25 protein-coding genes and 1 riboswitch are annotated in these 21246 nt (G+C 64.8%); of the genes, 13 read left to right on the top strand and 12 right to left on the bottom strand.

Translation table 11 applies throughout. The annotated features are described in order from the left end of the window. Positions 1-9 precede the first annotated feature (9 nt). Positions 10-366 carry a carboxymuconolactone decarboxylase family protein gene (locus tag ACE10W_RS25925; RefSeq protein WP_011088514.1) on the top strand — a complete coding sequence of 119 codons (357 nt, stop codon included), beginning with the start codon at positions 10-12 and terminating at the stop codon, positions 364-366. Positions 367-446: 80 nt separating this feature from the next. On the opposite strand, the gene ACE10W_RS25920 is transcribed toward ACE10W_RS25925, so the two are convergent. Together ACE10W_RS25920 and ACE10W_RS25915 are read right to left on the bottom strand one after the other, a co-directional pair. Next, entirely contained in the window at positions 447-779 is a 333-nt protein-coding gene (locus ACE10W_RS25920) for a hypothetical protein (protein ID WP_038967178.1), read from the bottom strand. Between the two features lie 385 nt (positions 780-1164). Next, positions 1165-1569, bottom strand: a complete 405-nt coding sequence (locus ACE10W_RS25915) for a hypothetical protein (RefSeq protein ID WP_038967179.1) — start codon at positions 1567-1569, stop codon at positions 1165-1167. Positions 1570-1722: 153 nt separating this feature from the next. On the opposite strand from ACE10W_RS25915, the gene ACE10W_RS25910 reads away from it, so the two are divergent. Further along, entirely contained in the window at positions 1723-1956 is a 234-nt protein-coding gene (locus ACE10W_RS25910) for a hypothetical protein (RefSeq protein ID WP_028173331.1), read from the top strand. A gap of 170 nt (positions 1957-2126) precedes the next feature. Beyond that, positions 2127-2354 (top strand): hypothetical protein, encoded by a 228-nt coding sequence (locus ACE10W_RS25905; protein ID WP_028173332.1) that lies wholly within the window; start codon positions 2127-2129, stop codon positions 2352-2354. A gap of 57 nt (positions 2355-2411) precedes the next feature. Here the strand turns inward: ACE10W_RS25905 and ACE10W_RS25900 are convergent, their stop codons facing one another. Continuing rightward, the gene (locus ACE10W_RS25900; RefSeq protein WP_027548601.1) at positions 2412-2654 is read right to left on the bottom strand and encodes a PilZ domain-containing protein; all 243 of its coding nucleotides are present in this window, start codon (positions 2652-2654) and stop codon (positions 2412-2414) included. 184 nt (positions 2655-2838) lie between these two features. Here ACE10W_RS25900 and ACE10W_RS25895 point away from each other — a divergent pair, with 184 nt between their 5' ends. Continuing rightward, entirely contained in the window at positions 2839-3132 is a 294-nt protein-coding gene (locus ACE10W_RS25895) for an HdeA family protein (RefSeq protein WP_028173333.1), read from the top strand. A 120-nt stretch (positions 3133-3252) separates the two neighbouring features. On the opposite strand, the gene ACE10W_RS25890 is transcribed toward ACE10W_RS25895, so the two are convergent. After that, the gene (locus ACE10W_RS25890) at positions 3253-3717 is read right to left on the bottom strand and encodes a PaaI family thioesterase (protein WP_028173334.1); all 465 of its coding nucleotides are present in this window, start codon (positions 3715-3717) and stop codon (positions 3253-3255) included. 355 nt (positions 3718-4072) lie between these two features. On the opposite strand from ACE10W_RS25890, the gene ACE10W_RS25885 reads away from it, so the two are divergent. Together ACE10W_RS25885 and ACE10W_RS25880 are read left to right on the top strand one after the other, a co-directional pair. Then, positions 4073-4372, top strand: coding sequence for a hypothetical protein (locus tag ACE10W_RS25885; RefSeq protein ID WP_028173335.1), 300 nt, complete (start codon positions 4073-4075; stop codon positions 4370-4372). 95 nt (positions 4373-4467) lie between these two features. Beyond that, positions 4468-4722, top strand: a complete 255-nt coding sequence (locus ACE10W_RS25880) for a hypothetical protein (protein ID WP_038967182.1) — start codon at positions 4468-4470, stop codon at positions 4720-4722. A 9-nt stretch (positions 4723-4731) separates the two neighbouring features. On the opposite strand, the gene ACE10W_RS25875 is transcribed toward ACE10W_RS25880, so the two are convergent. Beyond that, entirely contained in the window at positions 4732-4965 is a 234-nt protein-coding gene (locus ACE10W_RS25875; RefSeq protein WP_011088507.1) for a DUF6894 family protein, read from the bottom strand. A gap of 142 nt (positions 4966-5107) precedes the next feature. After that, a complete protein-coding gene (locus ACE10W_RS25870; RefSeq protein ID WP_060908170.1) occupies positions 5108-5296 on the bottom strand; it encodes a hypothetical protein in 189 nt (62 codons plus the stop codon). 519 nt (positions 5297-5815) lie between these two features. Between ACE10W_RS25870 and ACE10W_RS25865 the strand changes: the two genes are divergently transcribed. Then, a complete protein-coding gene (locus tag ACE10W_RS25865; RefSeq protein WP_249162900.1) occupies positions 5816-6067 on the top strand; it encodes a hypothetical protein in 252 nt (83 codons plus the stop codon). A gap of 101 nt (positions 6068-6168) precedes the next feature. Continuing rightward, the gene (locus ACE10W_RS25860) at positions 6169-6408 is read left to right on the top strand and encodes a DUF2798 domain-containing protein (protein WP_028173338.1); all 240 of its coding nucleotides are present in this window, start codon (positions 6169-6171) and stop codon (positions 6406-6408) included. 868 nt (positions 6409-7276) lie between these two features. On the opposite strand, the gene ACE10W_RS25855 is transcribed toward ACE10W_RS25860, so the two are convergent. From ACE10W_RS25855 to ACE10W_RS25845, 3 genes are all read right to left on the bottom strand, one after another. Further along, positions 7277-7444, bottom strand: coding sequence for a hypothetical protein (locus ACE10W_RS25855; protein WP_304547646.1), 168 nt, complete (start codon positions 7442-7444; stop codon positions 7277-7279). Between the two features lie 214 nt (positions 7445-7658). Beyond that, on the bottom strand, positions 7659-7901 hold the full coding sequence (locus tag ACE10W_RS25850) for a DUF6894 family protein (protein WP_304547644.1): 243 nt from the start codon (positions 7899-7901) through the stop codon (positions 7659-7661). 118 nt (positions 7902-8019) lie between these two features. Further along, positions 8020-8217 carry a hypothetical protein gene (locus tag ACE10W_RS25845; protein WP_304547643.1) on the bottom strand — a complete coding sequence of 66 codons (198 nt, stop codon included), beginning with the start codon at positions 8215-8217 and terminating at the stop codon, positions 8020-8022. A gap of 952 nt (positions 8218-9169) precedes the next feature. Between ACE10W_RS25845 and ACE10W_RS25840 the strand changes: the two genes are divergently transcribed. From ACE10W_RS25840 to ACE10W_RS25830, 3 genes are all read left to right on the top strand, one after another. After that, a complete protein-coding gene (locus tag ACE10W_RS25840) occupies positions 9170-9379 on the top strand; it encodes a hypothetical protein (RefSeq protein WP_011088501.1) in 210 nt (69 codons plus the stop codon). Between the two features lie 620 nt (positions 9380-9999). Further along, entirely contained in the window at positions 10000-11088 is a 1089-nt protein-coding gene (gene recA / locus ACE10W_RS25835; protein WP_011088499.1) for a recombinase RecA, read from the top strand. Positions 11089-11192: 104 nt separating this feature from the next. Next, positions 11193-12188 carry a hypothetical protein gene (locus ACE10W_RS25830; RefSeq protein ID WP_375762056.1) on the top strand — a complete coding sequence of 332 codons (996 nt, stop codon included), beginning with the start codon at positions 11193-11195 and terminating at the stop codon, positions 12186-12188. A 138-nt stretch (positions 12189-12326) separates the two neighbouring features. Here ACE10W_RS25830 and gcvP read toward each other — a convergent pair whose 3' ends face one another. From gcvP to gcvT, 3 genes are all read right to left on the bottom strand, one after another. After that, positions 12327-15191 carry an aminomethyl-transferring glycine dehydrogenase gene (gcvP, locus tag ACE10W_RS25825; RefSeq protein ID WP_161537034.1) on the bottom strand — a complete coding sequence of 955 codons (2865 nt, stop codon included), beginning with the start codon at positions 15189-15191 and terminating at the stop codon, positions 12327-12329. A 161-nt stretch (positions 15192-15352) separates the two neighbouring features. Further along, on the bottom strand, positions 15353-15721 hold the full coding sequence (gcvH, locus tag ACE10W_RS25820; RefSeq protein WP_011088496.1) for a glycine cleavage system protein GcvH: 369 nt from the start codon (positions 15719-15721) through the stop codon (positions 15353-15355). Between the two features lie 11 nt (positions 15722-15732). Beyond that, positions 15733-16878 (bottom strand): glycine cleavage system aminomethyltransferase GcvT, encoded by a 1146-nt coding sequence (gcvT, locus tag ACE10W_RS25815; RefSeq protein WP_171463783.1) that lies wholly within the window; start codon positions 16876-16878, stop codon positions 15733-15735. 145 nt (positions 16879-17023) lie between these two features. After that, positions 17024-17114: riboswitch (glycine riboswitch) on the bottom strand. Positions 17115-17334: 220 nt separating this feature from the next. On the opposite strand from gcvT, the gene alaS reads away from it, so the two are divergent. Both alaS and ACE10W_RS25805 read left to right on the top strand, forming a co-directional pair. After that, the gene (gene alaS / locus ACE10W_RS25810; RefSeq protein ID WP_304547639.1) at positions 17335-20013 is read left to right on the top strand and encodes an alanine--tRNA ligase; all 2679 of its coding nucleotides are present in this window, start codon (positions 17335-17337) and stop codon (positions 20011-20013) included. Positions 20014-20017: 4 nt separating this feature from the next. Beyond that, on the top strand, positions 20018-21244 hold the full coding sequence (locus ACE10W_RS25805) for a cyclic nucleotide-gated ion channel (RefSeq protein WP_028173348.1): 1227 nt from the start codon (positions 20018-20020) through the stop codon (positions 21242-21244). Positions 21245-21246: the final 2 nt, after the last annotated feature.

The following is a 21246-nucleotide window of genomic DNA, read 5'->3' as shown; positions in this document are numbered from 1 at the left end:
GAGGATTTGATGGACAAGAACTACGTTGATATCACCCGGAATATCTCCGCCAATCTGCGCAAGCTGCGGAGTGACATTCCCGACACCATGAAGGGATTTGCCGCGCTGGCCCAGGCCGCGACGCGTGACGGCGCGCTGGACAAGAAGACCAAGGAGCTGATGGCGCTGGCGCTCGGCGTCGCCGCGCATTGCGACGGCTGCATCGGCTTTCACACCGAGGCCCTCGTCAAGCTCGGTGCAACGCGCGAGGAGATCGAGGAGACGCTCGGCATGGCGGTCTATATGGGCGGCGGGCCGTCGCTGATGTACGCCGCCGATGCGATCGCAGCCTACGAGCAATTTCAGCAGCAATCGGTTGCCGCCTGACGCCTGTGACCGGATGCAATCATATGTGGTGGGACCGGGCGAGTTGCCTCGTCCGGTCCCATCCGTCTTGGTTCTAATGATTACCAGCGGTCGCCGCCGACACCGACGCCGACGCTGACACCGGGCGCGCGAATGCCGACGCCGCCTCGCGGGCCGTCGTCCCAGTCGCGATAGGTGCGGCGCTCATAATAGCGCTCGCGCGGCATGGTGTTGTAGGAGTCGCGCACGATCACGCGCGCCCCGCCGCGGGTACGATAGCAATTGCCGGCGTCATCGCAGACGAGCCGGACTTCCTGGATGAGATCGGGGTTGGCGTATTCGCTGGTCGTGTAGATGTCGGCAGCCTTCGCGCCGCTCGCCGCAGCGAGGGCCGCGACGCCCGCCAGCAGTGCAATCGAAAATGTCCGCATCATATCCTCCTCCGAAACTGCCCACTGCGGTAACAAGAATGGGAGGCGGCGATCGTTCCGGCCCAAATGCAGGATTTTCCCGGAACTGGATTTGGCACGTCGGCAATGTTCCCGGGGGCGAAACCCATCAATCCGGCGAATCATCATGATTGCTTGGAGCCGTTTGCCGATTTCCTTTCTGGGGGAGGCTGAAGCGCTACTGGATGCCGACGGCCGCCATGATCGTCCAAGCCTGCCTTAACGGCGCACGTCCAAATGACATTCACCCTCAACTGCCGGTATCGCGATTGCTCTTCATGATGCAGCTTGAGCGAGCGGAAACGCCGATCTGGTCTGGGATGCCCTCAGGATATTCCACCTTACACAGAGCTGACGGCGCCGCTTGTTCCTAGATCGGCTCGTAGGTCTCGGTCCCGCAGATGTCGTCGGCTTCCGCGCGCCGGCGATCGACGACCTTTCCGCCGCTGATGGTCACGATGTAGGTCTGGGCACCGAGCGCGGAGCCCGTTGCGGAGGTGAGCTGCGCGCGGACGCAGGCCGTCCAGCCGGGTCCTCGCACCTCACGATGCGGCGGGGCGACGTGCACTTCGCGCGGATAGGACGTGTTGACGAAGACGACATCGATCTGCTCGCGCACCACGCGCTTGACGTCGGGGGGCGGCTCGGGCGGTGGCTGCTCGGTTTCCTTCATGCGCATGAACTCGGGCACCGGCGCGCGGCTGTCGGCAAAGCCGCAGGCACCGAGCGCGAGCGCGCCGGCCAGCAGCGCCGCATGAGCAATGATCCGCAACATCCGTGAAGGTCCCCCTGCGGGCCAACAGATAGGCACGAATGCGATCTGGCAAAATCTCGGCCGATCAAGATTTGCTGAAGGCCTGGAACCCCCGGCATTTGCTATTACGGGATTGCGGGCTAGTTTGTATCCCAGACGAGGGGGATTGCACCAATGAGGATTTTGGTCATAGCGGCGGCGGTGCTGGCGCTGACGGTTGCCTCGGCGCAGGCGCAGATGGGTGGCGGCAGACGCCAGCCGAACGAAGGCGCCCAGAAGACGGACAACAAGCCCAAGGTCGACGAGAAGGCCTACAAGGCCGCGCTTGAGCGCATTCCGGAGCCCAAGGAGAAGTACGATCCGTGGAGCGGAGCCCGTCCGCCTGAACCTGCCAAGAAGCCCAAATGAGCGCGATGGGCACTGGCGACACGCCTGTGCCGTTTGACCGCTCGCATCGCGCTGTTCTTGTCGTCGTCGCGGCCGGGCAACGCGTGAGAAGCGTCGGGGTGGCGATGGGGCGACAAGCGCCCGAACGATAGCGGGCACGCCTCGATACTGGCGACAGTCGGCGCGACGCCGTGATCCGGCCGACCAGGCAGGGTCTTGTCGTCGTGCTCGACCGCGACACCTGCGGGCCGATCTGGCCGGTCGAGAGCGAGATGGTCGCAGTCGATCTGACGGCCGGCAGGATCCTCCGGCGCTCGGCGTCACCGATGATCTCGAACATCCCAGTGCAAGAGTTCGCGGCATCGTCGGCGATCGCACGCGCGATGGCGGGCCTGCGCCTTGCGCCGCTGCCATCGTAGCAGGCACTCATAACCGCATTGTGGATGCGATACGAACAGTCGTTCACATCGTGCGCGCTATTGCACGAAAGCGAGACCGACGCGCCTGTCGCTGCGCCATACGGGGCGGCAAGTCCGCACGAAATTGTCGCGCGCGATCGAGAGTGTGAACGATTGCGGCAATGTGACGGGGGTCTCGAGGTCGATCGCCACGCCGCCCGCGGACATGTTTCGCACGGTGCACGCGATGCCGTTGTTTTCAAAGGTGATCGTTCCACCCTTGAAAACACGGTAACGTTGGGCTGCACGTTTCTCGGTCATCTGCGTTAATCCACAATGATGATTGTGAAGTAGTGCATAGAAATTACGTTGAACTAAACTCAATACTGGCGCTATTTGCACAGCGCTTCAGACTTCGTTTACGACGTTGAAGCGGTCAGTCACGTCCCGCCGACTTTCCTCACAAGCCTTTCCTTTGTGGCCTTACGCGCCGATGGAGATTCCGATGAAGACCATGCTTTCGATCCTGTTCGCCGCAGCGCTCTCGCTGTCGTCGATGCCCGCCCACGCCGTCAAGTGGGACCTCTCGACCATGACCTGCAAGCAGTTCCTCGAGAGCGGCGAAGACAACATCGCGGTCGTGCTGACCTGGATGGACGGCTGGTACAAGGGCGACGAGGACAACGCGATCATCGACACCGAGGTGTTCATCGAGAACGCCAAGAAGTTCGGTGCCTATTGCGGAAAGAATCCGACCGTCAGCGTCGTCACCGCGGCCGACGAGATCCTCGGCAAGTAACTCTTGAAGCGGACTGAAGTGCGGACGCAATCGCGCTTCGGCCTCTCGCTTCGATGCGAACGTGATGGAGAGCCGCGATGCGCCTTGCGTTCACGCGGCTCTCTTCATTTTTCGTGGGGCTCATCCCGGCAACATCGCGAACGCGCTCGACACCATCGCCACCGGCTTGTTGTCGGCGGCCGAGAGCAGCGTGACGCGGCCAAAGCTCATGGTGCGCCCGAGCCGCACCACGCGGGCGTCTGCGAGCACGTCCGACGAGGTGGCGGCGCGCATGAAATGCGTGGTCTGGTCGACCGTCGTCATCGGACGGTAGCCGCGATTGGCGGCGAGGATTGCGATCACCATCGCGGTGTCGGCGAGGGCCATCAGCGCCTGGCCACAGACCACGCCGCCGTTCCGGCACAGCCGCTCCGAAAACGCCATCCGGAGCAGCGCGCCCGGCTGCCAGTCCGTCACATCCGCGGGCTGCGCGTGCTCGATACGCTCGACCGAGAGGTTGAGATCCTGGACCCAGGGTGCAAAGACCTCGCCGAGGATGCGTCTGGCCTCGGTGATGCCGAACTCGGCTTCTGGCTGCGATGGCATTGCTGTCGTGTCCTCCATTGTTGCCGGATGTTTCGGCCATTCTGCGCGGATCGGCGCGGCAAAGTCACCCGGTCTGATGCCGGTCCGGTCGGCTTGAAAATGCCCGACTTCGCCCGATATGATGCCTTGGTTGGGTAAGGGTGGGTTATGTTGCGTCGGTATGTCCTCGTCTTTTGTCTGATTGCGCTTGGTCTGGCGCTGAACGGGTGCACCAGGTGCGGCCCGATCTGGGACGACTGGCTGCACGCGCCGAAGTCGTGCCGATCGTAGCGGTTCCTGCGGCCCCTCAGCGGCTGCACTGGGATGACAAGGCACGGGCGATCCGCGCCTCCATGAATGGTCTAAGGAGTCAAAGATGAAGCTTTTCCGTATGGCGGCGGTGCTGCTGGCCGTGCTGGCGGGACCGGCCTACGCGCAAATGCCCAATCTCAATTTGCTGCAGGAGGGCCCGGGCAAGACCCCGGAGGAGAAGGCCGCGGAAGCCGAGCGTGACAAGGCCTACAAGGAAACGCTGAAGAAGATTCCGGACGCCAAGGCGTCCAACGACCCCTGGGGCGGCATGCGCTCCGATCCGCCGAAGCAGGCTGCGCCGAAGGCGTCCGCCGCAACCACCGGCGCGCCGAAGAAGACCAAGACCGGCACGGCCGCCAACTGAAGCTGGCGGCCGGAGGCGGCATGCGCCTTTCGGTCGAGACTCCTCATCGTCCGGCCCGCTCCCTACATTAGGTGTTGCGTAGAGGAGGACAGGTCATGGCCGATCGTCCGCGAGATCTCGCCGAGCGGATGGCGCGCCGGCGCAGAATCGGCGGCAAGCCGGGCGAGCGCACCGGCGACGGCTATCTGCGCGAGACTTTCACGCTGCCGCGCGCGGCGGCGCGGGCGAGGGCGCAGGCTTTCTTCGCCCGCTACCCCAAGGCCGGCTATATGAGCGCGGTCGAGACCTGGCGCGAGCTGCCCGGCGGCGACATCGAATTCACCATGCGGCGGCTGCCCAGCGCAGATTGAGGTCCGCGTCTAGTCGAGCGTCTCGGCGACGATGCGGATGCGGAACACCGGCTCCTTGGCCTCGTCCAGGAGCTCCATGTGCCATTCGGAGTTTTCCTGGAGCTTGCGGGCGATGCCAGCGGCCATGTCGGCGCAGGCGCTGGTCATCTCCTTCCAGGCCAAATCGCGATCGGCAAATTCCGACGCCTGGTCCGCACAGCCGGAATAGCGGCCGTTTCGGATTCGAAAGAAATAGAGCGGCATGGCTGGCCCGATCGCGTGACGGCCCCGCCCCCAAGGCCGTGGCGCGCACTGCAATCCCAAACCACAGGCAGATCAATTCCGGGCGGCTACGGGATGCGCCGGGGCGCCGCCGATCTGGTGCGTCCGGCTCAGGCCGTGTTGTTCAGGCCGTCTTGCGCCCGATGGCCTTCAGTTCCCGATCGATCCGCAGCTGCACCCGCCGGATCGCCAGCTGATCGATCTTGGTCTCGGTCTTACCGGTCTTGACCTGCTCGCCGATTCGGAACTGCCATTGCCAGATTCCAGGAATGGCCGTCTTGGCGACGGTGAACTCGATGCCCCTGTGATTCATGGTTACCTCCCCACGATTCACCTTCGATCACTCTAACATGATGAGCGTGATTATATTCCCGGGACAAGCAAAATCAGCTGTTAAGCCTTGGACAGTTCACGGAAATTCGAAAGCGCGCGCGCTCCGAAGCAAACGAAATCGCATTCCGAAAGATGCCAGCCCGCCAAGCGGTGCAAGTCCATCGCCCGCTGCGCTGATTCAGCTGTGCGCGGCTCAGGAACTCTGTTCATGGTCGGAGAACCACGGGGCCATTCGATGGCCATCGGTTAACGATCGGTTGCTCCAGGACTCAGCGCCGGGAATCTTCGCGTCGATGGCCGCAGGCGACATGCCAGGTTGAACGCGGGAGTGGCGAGACATCCTGCGCTCCATCGCAGATGTGAGGAACCGCAACTGTGCGGGCGCGGCTATTCGAAGCGAGCATGTGCGCTTGAAGCATTTCCACTTTTGCGTGCCGGGCATCCACGCTGTGCTGACATCGAAGCACGGCACGAGCACGCCGTCAGCGAAGAGGACCGCGTGAACTGGCTGAGACGTCTTGCGTTACGTTGGGGTGTACGGAAGTTCTCGCTGGTCTGTCCGCATTGCCGGCATCCGGCGTCGTCCCCGATATTCAGGCGCGGCCGCTTCATGCTCGGTGACGAGACGCTCGTCTGCGAAGAGTGCGGCGAGGCCAGCCTCGTCACCTTCTGGCGCTTCGAAGGATTGTCGTGCTGCTCCGATCGCACCGAGCCGATGCGGGGCGCGCCGCTGTCCAACGCGCGGCACTGACTGACGATCCTGATCGAACGGGAAGAGTCCAGGCCCGCCGCGATGCTGGCCCCGGCATGTGCCTTGCTTGGCCTCGTGACGGCAAGCAACATGGGCGCGTCATGCTCGGCATTCCTCGCCGCTACAGTCATTTCGTCTTCGGTGTCCTCCAGTCCGGACTGACCTCGCTGATCGCGGCGGGGATCGCCAGCCTGCCCGCTGACGGCGCGATGCTGTTCGCCCGGCACTGGATGGTGTCATGGCTGATCGCATGGGCCGCGATGCTGCCCGTGGTGCTGCTGGCGGCGCCCGCGATCCGCGCCTTCTCGCTGCGGCTGACGCGGGAGGAGAGGGGCTCGTGAACCGGCCGGCATGAAAAAAACCCGCCCGGGGAGAGCCAGGCGGGTCAGAGGTTATTGGAGGCTGAGGTGCTGGGCTGCAACACCATAAGCCGGACGACCCTAGCGGGCTGAGCTTACGACAGCCTGACAAGTCCGCGAATCGAATCCTGGCCGGCGCCCACCCATGCCCGCAAACAGAAAACCCCGCTCGGGGGTGAGCGGGGTCGTCGGTTGGGTATGGAGGCCCGGTGTTGGTCCACCGGGCGGGACGACATTAGGCGATCAGGCTTACGGGTGCCTGACGGCGGCATCGAGGCCCGCGCGGGAGAGAGCCGCAGACTGGCCCCGCACCGGTCCCAATTTGGTCACCCGATCGCAACACTCGAGCCACAGCCGCAAGCGAGATTCCGCAAGGTCCGGTGCTGCCATGGGGGAAACGTGGCACGCCGGCAACGGGGTGGCATCATGGATAACGTAGAGCGGTCGTTCGCCGCCGCGACGGCGATTGGCTTCGTCGTGCTGGTGATCGGCATCGGGCTGCTGGCGCTGATGTAGGTCCGGCCGGCATGCGCGGGTGGGGAGATGGCAGCGGGGCCAGGCCGGCATGCGCCGGCGGCTGGCACTGTCTTTCAAGAAATTGGAAAACAACCCCATGCACAGTAGCTGGGCTGGGGATTTCGCTGTTCGATCAATGATTTGGCGGTAGTATTTAGGTACCTGTAGCATGCGATCGTCCCTGAGGCGGGCATCGCCGACGCGTGATGCCGGGCCCATGTCACGAACAGGCGGCCGCTGCTGGCCGCCGCTTTCCGTGACGCGTGCCCGGCGGGGGGAGGCGGGCGTTGCCTGTCACTTCGCCGGCGCGCCTGGTCGGCTCCGCAGCCGGTCGCTAATGAACCTTGATCACGTCCAGGGGCAAATGGAGTTCGGCGGCACGCTCCTGGCGGTCCTTCTTGCGGAACTCGTTTTCCTTCCGCTCGAACTTAAACATCTCCTCATGCGCCGCCTCCAGCAGGCGATTGCGCCTGGTTGCATCCTGGTGCGTGTTTTCCGTCATGACCGAGATCCCCACTGTTGCGGTCCAATCCAGAGAAGCCGCAGACCGCGAAAAGGTTCGATGCCGCAAGATTGCGGAAGCATGACGGCGCCCTGCTCATGCGTCTTTGATGCATGTCAGCTTCAGTCGAAGGAGGTTGCTGCGAGATCGGAATCAGAGGCGTTGACGCGCAAGTTCTGAGAGCCTCACCGAGAGGCCTCCAACCGAAGCGGTCTCACTGCCGCCTGGTGATATCGAAGACGAATCTGACCTGCATCACAGGGCCATGTGTGTCCCTGACTTCAATCGACATCCTGTGACTTTGCGCGCCTTTGAAGTTTTGCACGGAGTCCCACGAGAGGCCGGCGAGCGCGCGGGCGGCTTCTTCCTGCACCGCGAGCAGGTCTCGCAATTCGAGTCCTTCTTCGTCGGGAACAATCTCGTCCCCGTCGCGCAGGTCGAAGTAATAGATGGCCATCGCAGGCGCTCTCCAGAATGCAGGCGGGAGCGCGCATCTCTCTCAGTCACCGGCGCCTACGGCAGAGCCCCGGCCGGTGATGGGGGACAATGAGTTGGCTGCCAGTTGGTTGCAGCCTTCAATCCGGCGGCTGCAGTCCGGGCGATCTCAGCCACTCGCTGATGTGAGCGCCGATCTCGGCTTGCCGGGCTTTGCGGATTGTACGCTCACGCTCGATGCCTGGTGGAAGCGATCTGGCTTCCGCATGGAGTCGTTGCGCTTGTTCGGCAAGGCGCTCTTCAAGGGACGTGGTGTGCTTGATATGGCGTCGCTGCATGGCGCTGCTCCTTTCAGGAGGAGGCGGGAGCGCTGGTGGCGTTCTCATCACCGATCAAAGCCAGGGGGCGCGCGGTGACGGCACAGTCTGACATGTCCGCTGCCGGACACATGGTCAATCTTGACCACCTCGGGAAAAGTCAACGAAAGCAAATCAGCCTCCGCGATCTTCAAACCGGCCGCTGAGACCGGCCACTGCCACGGCCTTAATTCGAGGCGAGAGGCTTGGACGGTTCCTTGCCGCTCCTGCCAGCACCAAAATCCGGGTGCTGTCCAATTGGGACACCCGCAATACCGAATTGGGACACCCGAGGGATGCCCCTTTTGAGCAGTCACGACTTCCCGCTAACGGGCATAGGCTGAATTGGCCCACCGGACGGATCCAGCCCCAGTCCGGAGAGCAGGCGGCCCCACCGCGCATCCAGCGAGGCGGGGCCGCTGCATGTTGGGCACTCGCTTGCAAATCCTGACTAAGCCGATTGCCCCATCGCCCGGGGATGGCGCCCTGGTGCATGTTGATGCGCCTGGGCCGGCGGTAGCCTTGGCTGGCCCAGTACCTTGGCCCCAGCTCCCCGTTCCCCTTGAGTTGGGGCCTTTTGCTGTCCGCAAATAAAAACGCCGCCCGCTCAAATATGGCGCGGGCGGCGGCTTTCCAGCCCCAGGGGGGATGATGCAAAACCCCGGTAATCCTTCGTCTGCACACGCCATGCCAAGGTTCATTGTGCCGGAGCAGGACACCCGCGGAGGGGGAATCAGGACCCAATTCGGTTTAATGCCGATCGAACTCCAGAAGGACCCCAACGTCATTCAGCCTGGGACACTGGGGATCAGCGAAGGAGCCGCCGACAAACAGGGCTATTGGCCGCCAACTGAGGCGGCCTTTATTTATTTATTTCCAGGGATCTGAGCAAAACCGAACATGCAGGATCGCCGAAGCGGTTCATGCTGAGGTCATGACCGCAAAAGCGAAAAAGCTCACCCATGAAGAGTTCGCCTCTTTGCTCGCGGTCGGTCATGCGGCTGCAAATAGCGCTGCGCCTGCGATCCCTGCCAAACATCGCGCCCGATTGATCGCGCTAGGCTACATGGTCTTTCTTCAGGGCAGGCTGCGAATGACCACGCCGGGACGAATCCGGATCTATGCCGGGCAACTCGATACCTGAGGCGTGCTTTGCGCCTACGCTGGCTTTGGCGGTTGAAGCCCCGGCGATGTGAGCCACTCGCTCATGTGCGAGCCGATCTCGGCTTGGCGGGCTTTGCGCAGGAGGTCCTCTCGTTGAGGACCATGGGGGAGGGCTTTGGCCCGTTCGCGGAGACGTTTCGCTTCTTCGGAAAGTCGCTCCTCAAGAGGGACGGTTTGCGTGAAACGACGGCGCTGCCTCATGACACAACCTCGTCTTGGTCTTTACGGGTCCTAACCGCAGGGTTTGAGTTCTTGCGAGCTTAATATGCAGTCAGCCTGCCTTCTGTTCCAAAGTGAACGTTTCAGGGTGTTCTTCTGGTGGCCAGGGTGTTCTTCTGGCGGAACGCCCCGGCCCTTATACGCTACACCCATAACGAGTTAATCCTAAACGCGCATGAACAGGTTGTGTCCGATCAAGAACAAATTAGGACATTTCCGAATTCAGCTTAGGACACTGGGGGTTAAATACGGACAGTACCGAAGTCCGCAAAAGAACATATTGCGAACCAGGAACAAATAGGGTACATTGCTTTTATCGCCGGCCCGCCTCGCCAATCGTTTGTCCCCCTAGCGAATCCTCGCCATAAGGAGCACGACCCAATGTCCGCAACTGCCCTGCGTATCGTCGAAGGATCTTCCATGGACAAGAGTAAAGCTCTGGCCGCCGCGCTCTCCCAGATCGAGCGCCAGTTCGGCAAGGGCTCGGTGATGAAGCTCGGCAAGAACGATCGGTCGATGGATGTCGAGGCGGTGTCCTCCGGTTCCCTCGGGCTCGACATTGCGCTCGGCATCGGCGGCCTGCCGAAGGGGCGCGTCGTGGAAATCTACGGGCCGGAATCCTCGGGCAAGACCACGCTGGCGCTGCACACGGTGGCGGAAGCGCAGAAGAAGGGCGGCATCTGTGCCTTCATCGACGCCGAGCACGCGCTCGACCCGGTCTATGCGCGCAAGCTGGGCGTCAACATCGACGAGCTGCTGATTTCGCAGCCGGACACCGGCGAGCAGGCGCTGGAAATCTGCGACACGCTGGTGCGCTCGGGTGCGGTGGACGTTCTGGTGGTCGATTCGGTCGCGGCGCTGGTGCCGAAGGCCGAGCTCGAGGGCGAGATGGGCGATGCGCTGCCGGGACTTCAAGCGCGGTTGATGAGCCAGGCGCTGCGCAAGCTGACGGCGTCCATCAACAAGTCCCACACCATGGTGATCTTCATCAACCAGATCCGCATGAAGATCGGTGTGATGTATGGCTCACCGGAGACCACCACCGGCGGCAACGCGCTGAAGTTCTACGCCTCCGTCCGCCTCGACATCCGCCGCATCGGCGCGATCAAGGAGCGCGACGAAGTGGTCGGCAACACCACGCGCGTCAAGGTGGTGAAGAACAAGCTGGCGCCGCCCTTCAAGCAGGTCGAGTTCGACATCATGTACGGCGAGGGCGTTTCCAAGATGGGCGAGATCCTCGATCTCGGCGTCAAGGCCGGCATCGTCGAAAAGTCCGGCGCCTGGTTCTCCTATGACAGCCAGCGCCTCGGCCAGGGCCGCGAGAACTCGAAAGCGTTCCTGAAGGCCAACCCCGACATCACCGCCAAGATCGAGACCGCGATCCGCCAGAACTCCGGCCTGATCGCCGAGCAGATTCTGGCCGGCACCCCTGAGCGCGACGCCGACGGCGAGGAGCCGGCGGACGAGTAAGTCTTAACGCGGAGAGTTTTTCGCGAGGAGCGGGCACTGAGGACGTTGAGTTGCCGACGTCTTCGGGGCCCGTTTCGTTTTGCGTGGGGGCGGGCGCATAGACGATGAAGCGTATGATCCTGACCAGTTCGTCCGGCGTCGGTCTCACCTACGCGGACCGCGCCGACATGGTTGTTCCGCTCATCTTTCGGTTCGTGTCGGGGCCGCTGCCGACGTCGCATCACCTCCAGGCCTATCTCACGGGAGGCTCTTTCAGAGGCGATCCGGAGGTGCGTTGGTCCGATCTTGTTGCCCGGTCTCCCGACACTGGTCTCGCGCACAAGGAGCTCCCGCTGGTTTGGTTCTGCGAGACCTATGGCGTCGAGCTCATCGAGCTGTGGTTTGATCCCAGCCCGAACAATCAATTGCAGTTGGTCTGGATCCTCGATTATCTCCGCGCCGAACCCTACATGGCCGAGCGCCTGAAATTGCGACTGGTCGATTTCGATTTGCTCGGAGCAGACGTCGCGGGGCTTCGCGAGCGTACCGTGCGGGCGCTCGATGTGACGGAGCGCGACTTCGAGGTCGCCCGCATGGCTTGGGAGGCCTACCGGGCGCCAACGCCGGAGTTCTGTTCCGGATTGCTCGGCAGGGATTTCCCCAGGCTACCCTTCCTGAAGCCGGCGATGGAAGAATTGCTGGCAGAACTGCCGTCACCAATCACCGGACTGGGTGCGACGGAAGCGCGGCTTCTCGAATTGATTGCGAGGGGACACAACCGTACCAAGGAGCTGTTTCAGCCGGGCGGGCTGCTCGAAACGCGCGTGTTCGACCAGTGGGAGCTCGGCCCTTTGCTCGAAGGGCTCGCGTCCGGTCCGATGCCGGCGGTCGCGGGTCTCGATTCGAAACTCGCAACCCTCGCCCCGCACGATGCGCGAGGTCGCAACGCCGCCTATCGGCGGAGCCGGCCGCTGCTGACGGAGTTCGGCAAGGCGGTGCTTGCAGGCCGGGAAGATTTCCGCAGCCACAATCCGATCCGGCGCTGGTGGGGCGGCACGCTTCTGACCAACGAACGGCTCTGGCGCTGGGACGGGCAAAGTCGTTCGCTGGTGGCGCCTTAAGCTAGGTTGTAGGATGGGTGGAGGGCAGAGCCGTAAGGTGGGCAAAGGCGCGCGAGAGCCGTGCCCACCATATCTCAATGTGCACAAATGTGGTGGGCACGCTCTGCTTTGCCCACCCTACGAAACTTCCGTCGCGTCTTACTCCGCCGCTTCCGCGTAGTCGCTCACCGGTGGGCACGAGCACACCAAATTGCGGTCGCCATAGACGTTGTCGACGCGTCCGACCGGGCTCCAGTATTTGTCGGTGCGCGAGACGCCGTCGGGGAAGCAGCCCTCGGCACGGCTATAGGCGCGGGCCCACGCATCGTCGGCGATGTCGTGCACGGTGTGCGGGGCGTGGCGCAAGGGCGAGGCCTCGATCTTGAAGCGGCCGGCCTCGACCTCGGCGATCTCCTTCCGGATCGCGATCATGGCGTCGCAGAAGCGGTCCAGCTCCGCCTTCGATTCCGATTCGGTCGGCTCGATCATCAGCGTGCCCGGCACCGGGAAGCTCATGGTCGGCGCGTGGAAGCCGTAATCGATCAGCCGTTTGGCGATGTCGTCCACGGTGACGCCGCTGGTCGTCTTCAGCGCACGCGGATCGACGATGCACTCATGCGCGACGCGGCCCTTCGCGTTCTTGTAGAGCACCGGGAAATGCGCATCGAGCCGTGCGGCGATGTAGTTGGCGTTGAGGATCGCGATCTCGGTGGCGCGCTTCAGGCCTTCGCCGCCCATCATCAGGATGTAGATGTAGGAGATGGTCAGGATCGAGGCCGAGCCGAACGGCGCGGCCGAGACCGGCCCGACCGGTGCGTCGCCTCGCGTCGCCGGATGGCCCGGCAGGAACGGCGCGAGATGCGCCTTCACGCCGATCGGGCCCATGCCCGGGCCGCCGCCGCCATGCGGGATGCAGAAGGTCTTGTGCAGATTGAGGTGGCTGACGTCGGCGCCGTAATCGCCGGGCCGGGACAGGCCGACCTGCGCGTTGAGGTTGGCGCCGTCCAGATAGACCTGGCCGCCATGGCCGTGGACGATGTCGCAGATCTCGCGGATATGCTCCTCGAACACGCCGTGGGTCGAGGGATAGGTGATCATGACCGCGGCGAGGTCATTCGCGTGCTTGTCGGCCTTGGCGCGGAGATCGTTGACGTCGACGTCGCCGTTCTTCTCGCAGGCAACCACCACCACGTCCATGCCGACCATCGCGGCCGAGGCCGGGTTGGTGCCGTGGGCGGAGGAGGGGATCAGGCAGATCTTGCGATGCGCCTCGCCGCGCGCAGCATGATAGCCGCGGATCGCGAGCAGCCCGGCATATTCGCCTTGCGCGCCGGAATTCGGCTGCAGCGAGATCGCGTCATAGCCGGTGATGTCGCACAGCCACTTCTCCAGCCGCGCGAACAGCGCGTGATAGCCCTTGGCCTGCTCGCGCGGGGCGAACGGGTGCAGGCTGCCGAATTCCGGCCAGGTCAGCGGCATCATCTCGGTGGTCGCGTTCAGCTTCATCGTGCAGGAGCCGAGCGGGATCATGGCGCGGTCGAGCGCGAGGTCGCGGTCCGAGAGCTTGCGCATGTAGCGCAGCATCTCGGTCTCCGAGCGATGCGCGTGGAACACCGGGTGGGTGAGGAACGCGGTCGTGCGCTTCAGCGCCTCCGGCAGCGCCTCGCGCGTGGTCGCATCCAACTCGGCATAGGAAAGCTGGCCGCCGAAAGCGCGCCAGACCGCTTCGACCGTCGCAGGCGTCGTGGTCTCGTCGAGCGCGATGCGCAGGGCAGCGTCACCGACGCCGAGATTGATCTTCTCGCCAGCGGCGCGCGCGACGATCCCGGCGCGCCCAGCACCGGCATCGACGCTGACCGTGTCGAAGAAGCTGTCAGACTGCGGCGCAAAGCCGAGCTTGCGCAGGCCCGCGGCGAGCACGGCGGCGCGGCGATGCACCTGGCGTGCGATCTGCGAAAGCCCCTCGGGGCCGTGATAGACCGCATACATCGCGGCGATCACGGCGAGCAGCACCTGCGCGGTGCAGATGTTGGAGGTCGCCTTCTCGCGGCGGATGTGCTGCTCGCGGGTCTGCAGCGCGAGGCGGTAGGCCGGCATCCCGCGCGAATCCACGGAGAGGCCGACGATGCGGCCGGGCAGCGAGCGCTTCAGCGCATCGCGCACCGCCATGTAGGCCGCGTGCGGTCCGCCATAGCCCATCGGCACGCCGAAGCGCTGCGCCGAACCGATGGCGATGTCGGCGCCGAGCTCGCCGGGCGAGGCGAGCAGTGTCAGGGCCAGCAGGTCGGCGGCAACGATCGCAAGTGCGCCCTTGGCCTTCAACGCCGCGATCGCGGGCCTGAGGTCGCGCAACGCGCCCGATGAGCCCGGATATTGCAGCAGCGCGCCGAGCACGTCGGCCTTGTCGAGATCGGTGAGGGGATCGCCGACGATCAAATTCCAACCCAGTGGCTCGGCGCGGGTGCGCATCACCGCCAGCGTCTGCGGATGCACGTCCTTGTCGACGAAGAAGGCCTTTGCTTCGACCCGCGAGTGCCGCTCCGCCAGCGCCATCGCCTCGGCGGCCGCGGTGGCCTCGTCGAGCAGCGAGGCGTTGGCGACGTCGAGCCCGGTGAGGTCGCAGATCATGGTCTGGAAGTTGAACAGCGCCTCCAGCCGGCCCTGGCTGATCTCGGGCTGGTAGGGGGTGTAGGCCGTGTACCAGGCCGGATTCTCCAGGATGTTGCGCTGGATCACCGCGGGCAGGATCGTGCCGGAATAGCCTTGGCCGATCAGCGAGGTGAAGACCTGGTTTTGGGCAGCGAGCTCGCCCATATGCGCGATCGCCTCGGTCTCGCTCAGCGGCTTGCCGAGATCGAGCGGGGCGGCCTGCCGGATCGAGGCCGGCAGCGTCTCCGCCATCAGCGCGTCGACGCTTTTGGCGCCGACGGTCTCCAGCATCGCGGCGACGTCGCGCGCCGACGGGCCGATGTGGCGGCGAGCGAAATTGGTGGTGTCGCCGTTGGATTTGCGGTGCGCGGTCATCATGGGTCCTCGCTTTAGGTCATCTGTCGCTGTCATCGTCCGCGAAGGCGGACGATCCAGTAAACGCAGGCGTTCGTGATTGAGCCGATGGGCCGCGGCGTACTGGATCACCCGCCTTCGCGGGTGATGACACCGAATGTGAGGTCAGAGTTCGCTTCATCTCACGCCGTGTGGGCCTTGTAGGCGGCTTCATCCATGAGGCCGCCGAGTTCGCTCTTGTCGGCAATCTTGATCTTGAAGAACCAGGCCTTGCCTTGTGCATCCGAGTTCACCAGCGCCGGCTCGGCGGCGAGCGCATCGTTGGTCTCGAGCACCTCGCCCGTCACAGGCGCGTAGACGTCGGAGGCGGCCTTCACGGACTCCACCACGGCGGCGGCTTCCGCCTTCTTCAGCGCGCGGCCGAGCTTGGGCAGCTCGATGAACACGACGTCGCCGAGCTGCGACTGCGCGTAGTCGGTGATCCCGACGGTGGCGACATCGCCCTCGATGGCGAGCCATTCATGGTCGGAGGTGTACAGCGTCGTGGTCATTTCTGAAGTCCTCAGCGTTTGTAGGTGTTTTTCACGAAGGGCATGGCGGCGACCGTGAGCGGCAGCCGCTGGCCGCGCACCTCGGCGAACAGGCTCGTGCCGAGCGCGCTCGATGCGGTGGGCACGTAACCCATCGCGACCGGCGCGTTCAGGCTCGGGCCGAAGCCGCCCGATGTGACTTGTCCGATCGGCTCGGCGGATGCGCTATCAGCAAACAGCAGCGCGCCCTCGCGCACCGGCGCGCGGCCTTGCGCGCGCAGGCCGACGCGGCGGCGGGCCGCACCCTGGTCGAAATGAGCGAGAATCTTCTCGGCGCCGGGGAAACCACCCGCGCGCGCGCCGCCGCTGCGGCGGCTCTTCTGCACCGACCATTCCAGCGCGGCCTCGACCGGCGTGGTGGCGGTGTCGATGTCGTGGCCGTAGAGGCAGAGCCCGCCTTCCAGCCGCAGGCTGTCGCGGGCGCCGAGCCCGATCGGCATCACGTCGGGGTTCTCCAGCAGCGTTTTGGCCAGACGCTCGGCGTCCGCAGCGGGAACCGAAATCTCGAACCCGTCCTCGCCGGTGTAGCCGGAGCGCGAGACGAAGCACTTGATGCCGGCGACCTCATGCGGACCGGCGTCCATGAACTTCATGGACGGCGCCTCTGCACAGAATTTCGCCAGCACCGCTTCCGCCTTCGGACCCTGCAGCGCGATCAGCGCGCGGTCGGCCAGCGAATCGATGACGCAGTCGTCCGAGAGATGCGCGCGCAGATGCGCCTCGTCCTCTGCCTTGCAGGCGGCGTTGACGACCAGGAACAGGTGGTCGCCGAAATTGGCGACCATCAGGTCGTCGAGAATGCCGCCATCGGCATTGGTGAACTGGGCGTAGCGCTGCCGCCCCGGCGCAATGGCGACGATATCCTGCGGCACCAGCCGTTCCAGCGCGCGGGCGGCGTCCTCGACCCTGCCGGATTTCGGCCGCAGCGCGATCTGGCCCATGTGGGAGACGTCGAACAGGCCGGCCTGGCTGCGGGTATGGAGGTGTTCCTTCAGCACGCCAGCGGGGTACTGCACGGGCATGTCATAGCCCGCGAACGGCACCATCTTGCCCCCGAGGGACACATGAAGGTCGTAGAGGGGCGTACGTTTCAGGGAGTCTTGGTCGTGAGCTAGCATCACAGGGGCCCTCGGCGGTTCCCCGGGGACGATTCCCCGAGCCAACCAGTCGAAGCCCCATCTGTCGCTGTGCCTGAGAGTATTATCCCGTCGGCGGACGCTGTCCGAGCCTCAAGCTCGTCGGCGCCTCTTTCCAGATGCTGTCAAAGCCACGCGGTCCTTTTGCCTGAGAGTTTCCGGGGCGGTTGCTCCTTCGGCGCCGGCTGCCTAAAGCCGGTCTCTCCCGACGTGGCCGTACGATACAGATGGGTACAGACCACAGGCCAGCCAAGCCTGTCAACGCGCACCTGGCGTCTTTCAACGGGATTGAGCGCCTGCGGCAACCCTCTGATCTCTCTGCACAGTTTCTGGACAGCGAAGCTGGCCTTGTCTAAAAGCGCTTTGGCCCGCAGATATCAGCCTTAATTTCCGGTTTGGACGGCGGTCGCGGGTCCGAACACACCCGATTGGATGAACATGAGCGGCGTCAACGAGATCAGGTCGACCTTTCTGAACTTCTTTGCCGAGAACGGCCACGAGATCGTGCCGTCCTCGCCATTGGTGCCGCGCAACGACCCGACGTTGATGTTCACCAATGCCGGCATGGTGCAGTTCAAGAACGTCTTCACCGGCGTCGAGAAGCGGCCCTATCAGCGCGCCACCACCTCGCAGAAATGCGTGCGCGCCGGCGGCAAGCACAACGACCTCGACAATGTCGGCTACACCGCGCGCCATCTCACCTTCTTCGAGATGCTCGGCAACTTCTCGTTCGGCGACTATTTCAAGGAGCGCGCGATCGAGCTCGCCTGGAAGCTGATCACGAAGGACTTTGGGCTCAACAAGGACAAGCTGCTCGTCACCGTCTACCACACCGACGACGAGGCGCATGGGCTGTGGAAGAAGATCGCGGGCTTCTCCGACGACCGCATCATCCGCATCCCGACCTCGGACAATTTCTGGGCGATGGGCGACACCGGGCCGTGCGGCCCGTGCTCGGAGATCTTCATCGATCGCGGCGAGCACATCTGGGGCGGACCTCCGGGCTCGCCGGAAGAGGACGGCGACCGCTTCCTCGAATTCTGGAATCTCGTGTTCATGCAGTACGAGCAGGTGACGAAGGAGGAGCGCGTGGATCTGCCGCGTCCCTCGATCGACACCGGCATGGGCCTCGAGCGCATGGCCTGCATCATGCAGGGCGTCGACAGCGTGTTCGAGACCGACCTGTTCCGTCACTTGATCGACGCGACGGCCTCCGCGCTCGGCAGCGGGCCGAACGAGCAGACCGTGGCCTCGTTCCGCGTCATCGCCGACCACTTACGCTCCTCGGCCTTCCTCGTCTCCGACGGCGTGCTGCCCTCCAATGAAGGCCGCGGCTACGTGCTGCGCCGGATCATGCGCCGCGCGATGCGCCATGCGCAGCTGCTGGGTGCGAAAGAGCCGCTGATGCATCGGCTGGTCTGGGCGCTGGTCCGCGAGATGGGCCAGGCCTATCCCGAGCTGATGCGCGCGGAGAAGCTGATCGAGGAAACGCTGCGGCTGGAAGAGACCCGTTTCCGCAAGACGCTGACGCGCGGCCTCGCCATCCTCGACGAGAAGAGCGCTTCGTTGAAGAAGGGCGACATGTTCGACGGCGACGTCGCCTTCACGCTCTACGACACCTACGGCTTCCCGCTCGACCTGACGCAGGACGCGCTGAAGTCGCGCGGCATCGGCGTGGACCAGTCCGCCTTCACCGATGCGATGGAGCGCCAGAAAGCCAAGGCGCGCGAGTCCTGGAAGGGCTCGGGCGAGGCGGCTTCCGAAGCGATCTGGTTCCCGCTGCGCGAGAAGCTCGGCGCCACCGAATTCCTCGGCTACGAGACCGAGAGCGCCGAAGGCGTGGTCTCCGCGCTGGTGAAGGACGGCCAGGAAGCCGCCAGCCTCAAGGCCGGCGAGACCGGCGCACTGGTGCTGAACCAGACACCGTTCTACGCGGAGTCCGGCGGCCAGGTCGGCGACACCGGCGTGCTGCTAGGCGAAGGCGGCGTCAAGTTCCGCGTCACCGACACGCAGAAGAAGCTCGGCGATCTCTTCGTCCACGTCGGCACGGTCGAGAGCGGCGAGCTGAAGCTCGGCACCGCGCTCCAGCTCGAGGTCGATCATTCGCGCCGCTCCTCGATCCGCGCCCATCACTCGGCGACGCATCTCATCCACGAGGCGCTGCGCCAGGTGCTCGGCGACCACATCGCCCAGCGCGGTTCGATGGTCGCGCCCGACCGGCTGCGCTTCGACTTCGTGCATCCCAAGCCGATCACGGCGGAGGAGCTTGCCCGCGTCGAGGACATCGCCAACGACGTGGTGCTGGAGAACGACGAGGTCACGACCCGCGTCATGGGCGTCGATGAAGCGCGTGAGGCCGGGGCGCGCGCGCTGTTCGGCGAGAAATACGGCGACGAGGTCCGCGTCGTCTCGATGGGCAGGACCGCGCGCGAGCGCGGCGCCAACGCGCTCGGCTGGTCGGTCGAGCTCTGCGGCGGCACCCATGTGCGGCGCACCGGCGACATCGGCCTGATCACGCTGACCGGCGAGAGCGCGGTCGCCTCGGGCGTGCGCCGCATCGAGGCGCTGACCGGCAACTACGCGCGCAAGCACGCCAACGACACCATGGCGCTGGCGAAGACCGCGGCCAACGAGCTGCGCACCTCGATCGACGACGTGCCGGCGCGCATCACAGCCCTGATGGAGGAGCGCAAGAAGCTCGAGCGCGAACTCTCCGACGCCCGCAAGAAGCTCGCGATGGGCGGCGGTGCTGCCGCCAGCAATGGCGCAGCCTCCGGCGTGCGCGCGGTCGGCGACGTCAAGCTGATGGCGCGTGCGGTCGAGGGCATCGAGATGAAGGATCTCAAGAGCCTCGCCGACGACGGCAAGAAGCAGATCGGCTCCGGCGTGGTCGCCATCGTCGGCGTCACCGGGGACGGCAAGGCCGGCATCGTGGTGGGCGTCACCGCCGATCTCACCGCGCGCTTCAACGCCGTGAACCTCGTGCGTGTCGCCTCCGAAGCGCTCGGCGGCAAGGGCGGCGGCGGCCGCCCCGACATGGCGCAGGCCGGTGGCCCCGACGGTGCCAAGGCGCCCGAGGCGCTTGCGGCGATCGAAAAAGCCATGGCGGGCGCGTGAGGCCGTGGGCCTCGTTCCGCGAGGACGTGGGCTTCGCGACCCCAATTTGAGGGATCGCCTCTACGAACTGCTGGAGCACGATCCGCTGGCCTATTCGGTCGGGTCGCGCTTCATCCAGCTGATCATCGGCGTCATCGTGCTCGACGTGGTCGCGATGGTCCTCGCCTCGGTGCCGGATCTGGACGCGCAGTTCGGCACGCTGTTCTCGGCGATTAAGGTCTTCGCCGTGATCGTGTTCGCGCTGGAATATGCCGCGCGGCTGTGGACGGTCGCCGGACACACCCAGCGCAAGGCGTCCGCGCTGTCCGACCGGCTCTCCTATGCCTTCTCCGCGCTCGGCATCATCGACCTCATGGCGTTCCTGCCCGCGGCAATCGTGCTCGCCACGGGCCGGCATGCGACGCTGGCGGCGCTCGGCGTGCTGCCGTTCTTCAAGCTGATCCGCTATTCGCCGGCAATGCGCTCGCTGCTCGCCGCCGTGCACGCCGAGCGGCGCGCGCTGATCGGCTGCATCGTCATCCTGATCGGCGTGGTCCTGACCTTCGCCTCGCTGCTCTACGCCATCGAGCGCGACGTGCAGCCGGACAAGCTCGGCACCATCCCGCAGGCGATGTGGTGGGCGATCGTGACGCTCGGCACCGTCGGCTATGGCGACGTCGTGCCGGTGACGGCGCTCGGCAAGTTCGTCTCGGTGTTCGCGATCATCTCAGGCTTTGCCATGATCGCGCTGCCGGTCGCGATCATCTCGACGGCCTTCGCGGAAGAGGTGAAGCGGCGCGACTTCGTCGTCACCTGGGGCATGCTGGCGCGGGTGCCGCTGTTCTCGCATTTGTCGGCCTCGGAGATCGCCGACATCATGCGGCTCTTGCGGGCGCGCACCATCGAGCAGGGCGAGATCCTGGTGCGGCGGGGCGATGCCGCTACGTCGATGTATTTCATCACCGCCGGCGAGGTCGAGATCGCGCTGCCGACCCAGAATGTGCGGCTCACCGACGGCACCTTCTTCGGCGAGATCGCACTGCTGCACAAGACCAAGCGCAGCGGCACGGTGACGGCGACGCGCAAGACGCGCCTGCTGGTGCTCGACGCCCAGGATTTCCACGCCCTGATCGAGCGCATGCCGACGCTCGCGGCCCACGTCCACAAGACCGCGAAGGCGCGGCTGGAAGAGACCGGCGATCTCGCTGCGGCGGAACTGGCCCAGGCCGAGCGCGAGGGCACCGACCGCTGAGC

Source organism: Bradyrhizobium sp. B025 (genome assembly GCF_042257955.1).
Lineage (GTDB): Bacteria > Pseudomonadota > Alphaproteobacteria > Rhizobiales > Xanthobacteraceae > Bradyrhizobium > Bradyrhizobium diazoefficiens.
Note: the sequence above shows the minus strand (reverse complement) of the source record. Positions and strands in the feature narration are given on the sequence as shown.